Source organism: Acidovorax sp. SUPP950, from assembly GCF_030158935.1.
In the GTDB taxonomy this organism is placed as follows: domain Bacteria; phylum Pseudomonadota; class Gammaproteobacteria; order Burkholderiales; family Burkholderiaceae_C; genus Paracidovorax.
Genome location: NZ_BQXE01000025.1, coordinates 1 through 537, shown reverse-complemented (window position 1 = coordinate 537; position 537 = coordinate 1). Strand labels below are relative to the sequence as shown.

Annotated in this window: 1 protein-coding gene; it reads left to right on the top strand. The window is 67.2% G+C overall.

Features of this window, described 5'->3' with window-relative positions; genetic code table 11:
• A partial coding sequence (locus tag AVME950_RS24265; RefSeq protein ID WP_284431734.1) for a phage late control D family protein occupies positions 1-537 on the top strand: 537 nt, incomplete at both ends.

Below are 537 nucleotides of genomic sequence, written 5' to 3'. Positions count from 1 at the left end.
AGCTCACCCAGAGCTACCGCACCTGGGACTACTGCGTGCAGTACAACGAGACCGACTGCGCCTTCGTCTCGCGCCTCATGGAGCACGAGGGCATCTACTACTTCCACGAGCACAGCGCCGGCCAGCACGTGCTCACCCTGGCCGACGACATCGTCGCCTCGCACAGCCCGCTCGCGGGCGCCGCCGTCATCCCGTTCTATCCGCCCGAGAAGGCCGCCGTCGCCGACAAGGAGAACATCCACGCCTGGCAGCTGGCGCAGGAGATCAAGCCCGGGCGGCATTACAACGACGACTACGACTTCAAGAAACCCAAGGCCGACCTGTCCAACATGCGCCAGACTCCGCCGGGGCATGCGCACGACAGCCACGAGATCTACGAATGGCCGGGCGGGTACACCGAGTTCGGTGATGGCGAGAACTACGCGCGCTCGCGGCTGCAATCGAGCCTGACCGGGCACAGCACCGTGCGGGGCGAGTCGCGCCACCGGGCGCTGGCGCCCGGCTACACCTTCACCCTGGAGAACCACCCGCGCGAGG